The 2,050-nt window shown below is 69.0% G+C and carries 3 protein-coding genes and 1 pseudogene; 3 read left to right on the forward strand and 1 reads right to left on the reverse strand.

Going from position 1 to position 2,050, the window contains the following annotated elements; translation table 11 throughout:
- Positions 1-854, forward strand: an 854-nt coding sequence (locus tag ACWDNU_RS45250; RefSeq protein ID WP_449673378.1) for an ABC transporter ATP-binding protein, incomplete at its 5' end; no start/stop codon positions are given.
- A gap of 1 nt (position 855) precedes the next feature.
- On the opposite strand, the gene ACWDNU_RS45255 is transcribed toward ACWDNU_RS45250, so the two are convergent.
- Positions 856-1,164 (reverse strand): hypothetical protein, encoded by a 309-nt coding sequence (locus ACWDNU_RS45255; protein ID WP_355276904.1) that lies wholly within the window; start codon positions 1,162-1,164, stop codon positions 856-858.
- A gap of 368 nt (positions 1,165-1,532) precedes the next feature.
- Here ACWDNU_RS45255 and ACWDNU_RS45260 point away from each other — a divergent pair.
- Positions 1,533-1,769 (forward strand): annotated as a pseudogene (locus ACWDNU_RS45260) (hypothetical protein); the annotation flags it as partial.
- A gap of 109 nt (positions 1,770-1,878) precedes the next feature.
- The gene (locus ACWDNU_RS45265; RefSeq protein ID WP_449673379.1) at positions 1,879-2,016 is read left to right on the forward strand and encodes a hypothetical protein; all 138 of its coding nucleotides are present in this window, start codon (positions 1,879-1,881) and stop codon (positions 2,014-2,016) included.
- The last annotated feature ends 34 nt before the right edge of the window (positions 2,017-2,050 follow it).

Consider the following 2,050-nt stretch of genomic DNA (forward strand, 5'->3'; position numbering starts at 1 on the left):
TCGCCGAGGGCACGATCGTCGGCCTGCTCGGCGCCAACGGCGCGGGCAAGTCGACGACGATCAAGATGCTCACCGGCATCCTGGTGCCGACCACCGGCAGCGTCCGCACCTGCGGGCTGGAACCGGTGCGCCAGCGCAGGGAGCTGGCCGCGCGGATCGGCGTCGTGTTCGGGCAGCGCTCGCAGCTGTGGTGGGATCTGCCGCTGCACGAGTCGTTCTCGATCCTGGCGGCGATCCACCGCCTCGATCCCGACATCGCCGACAAGCGCACCCACGAGCTGGTCGAACAGCTCGAGATGGCCGACACCCTCGACACCCCCGTCCGCCAGCTCTCGCTCGGCCAGCGCATGCGCGCGGAAGTGGCCGCCGCGCTGCTGCATTCGCCGGAGCTGGTGATCCTGGACGAGCCGACGATCGGCCTGGACGTGCTGTCCAAACAACGATTACGCGAGTTCCTGCGCGCGGAACGGATCGAGCGCGGCACCACGCTGCTGCTCACCACCCACGACATGGGCGATATCGAACGGCTCTGCGATCGCGTCCTGGTCGTCGATCACGGCAGGCTGGTGTACGACGGTTCACTGGCCGGGCTCGGCGCCACCGTCGGCGCGCGCCGGGTGCTGGTGGTCGACCTGGCCGCGCCCACACCGGATCTCGACGATCTGCCCTGCGGGGCGCAGCTGCTGTCCAGCGAGGCGGGCGGCATGCGCCAGCGCCTGGCCTTCGACGCCGAACACACCACGGCGGCGGCGTTACTGGCCGCGGTGTCGGACCGGGCGCAGGTGCGCGACCTGTCGATCGAGGAGCCGGGCATCGAGGACGTGGTGCGCCGGATCTACGAATCGGCGCGCTGAGTCAGCTCGGCGCGTTCGGCGTGCCGGAATACAGGCTGACCTCGCCGTTCTCGCCGAGGAAGGCGTTGACCAGCATGATCCGCTGCGCCTGGAGATCGCCGGGCTCCGGCGCGCTGGTGGTGATCGAGATCTGCGGTATCGCAGCCCAGTTCACCACGTAGCGTTCGGGCGGGCCGTCGTCGTCGGACAGGCGCGCGAGCCGGAACACCGAGACCGCGCGGCGCTCCATCAGGTCGCGCACGACGTCGGCGATTCGCTGCGGGTCTTCCAGCGCGAACAGGAACCCGAAGGTCAGTTCGGGTGAGGACACATAGGCCGGCACATTTATCGAGGTTAGTGCATGCGGCGGCATTCGCGGCGGGTACGGTCCCGCCGATTGCCGGGAATGTGCGGATGGGTAACACGGGAGACGTCTCGTGGTGACCCCGCCGTAACGGTGCATAACAATTTCCGCAGACCGGGCGATTTGTACACCATACTATTGCGCGGTCGCGCCGAATCGCGCTTTCCTGAGAGGGTCCCGATTTTTCCCCGGGTCGTCTTCCTCGCCGCAGCGTCGCGGATATTCGTCGACGCCCGGGCGGGGCTACGCCGGTGCCGGGGAGTGCACCTCCCCCGAATCCTCCCCGGCTCTGGCGTATCCAAGCACGAAATTCAGCGTATTCAGGGGCGTGCATCATGCCGTTCGATCCCGGCCATCGTGTGGATGCCACGCAATTCCCGCCACCCTCGGCGCTGTTGCGGGCCTTCCTGGAATCCACCGACCCCGACCCGGCGCGGCACCGGGTCCTCGAGGCCGCGAATCGGCTGGCCCGCTGCCACGACCGCAGGCATCAGGCGATCGAGGCGGCCCGCGCGCCGGAGGCCACCAGCGGCCGGATCGCGGCGTGCGGCAAATTGATCGACCAGATCGACGGCGACCGTGCCACGCTGATCGACCGCATCGACGAGTGGGTCGCCGCCAATGTGGCGCACCGGCCGCGTCAGGGCCCGATCGGCCTGGGAGACGGTCAAGGAGAGCCCGGTGATCACCGCGATCGCGGTGGCGCCGGTGGTGCTGGTGCTCGGCGTGGTGTGGTGGCTGACGAACGGTTTCGTCGCCTTCGTGCTGCTCGCCCTGCTCGGGGTCGGCATCGTCGTCGGCGGCAAGCTGCTCAAGTAGCCGCGGCCGCCTCAGCGCGGAACGTGGAAGAAGG

Source organism: Amycolatopsis sp. NPDC003676, from assembly GCF_053587275.1.